Origin of the sequence: Streptomyces sp. SID13031, assembly GCF_010548305.1 — a bacterium.
In the GTDB taxonomy this organism is placed as follows: Bacteria; Actinomycetota; Actinomycetes; order Propionibacteriales; family Kribbellaceae; genus Kribbella.
Genome location: NZ_JAAGLV010000112.1, coordinates 1 through 394, shown reverse-complemented (window position 1 = coordinate 394; position 394 = coordinate 1). Strand labels below are relative to the sequence as shown.

The window sequence follows — 394 nt, the reverse complement described above, 5'->3', positions numbered from 1 at the left end:
AGAAGGAGATCGACAAGGCGCAGACGATCGTCGAGCGCTTCATGATCCGCTGGCGCGGTGAGCCCGACCCGAAGCACGTGGCCGCCGTCGACGCGTACTGGACGTCCGCCGCGGAGCACGGCATGAACGCCTCCACGTTCACCGCCCGCGTCATCGCCTCCACGGGTGCCGACGTGGCCGCGGCCCTGTCCGGCGCCGTCGGCGCCATGTCGGGCCCGCTGCACGGCGGCGCCCCCTCCCGCGTCCTCGGCATGATCGAGGAGATCGAGCGGACCGGTGACGCGAGCGCCTACGTCAAGCGCGCCCTGGACAAGGGCGAGCGCCTGATGGGCTTCGGCCACCGCGTGTACCGCGCCGAGGACCCGCGTGCGCGCGTGCTGCGGCGTACGGCGAA

The 394-nt window shown here is 72.8% G+C and carries 1 protein-coding gene; it reads left to right on the top strand.

Translation table 11 applies throughout. The annotated features are described in order from the left end of the window. Positions 1 to 394: citrate/2-methylcitrate synthase (locus G3I17_RS39480; RefSeq protein WP_275402668.1), on the top strand; the 394-nt coding region annotated here is incomplete at both ends.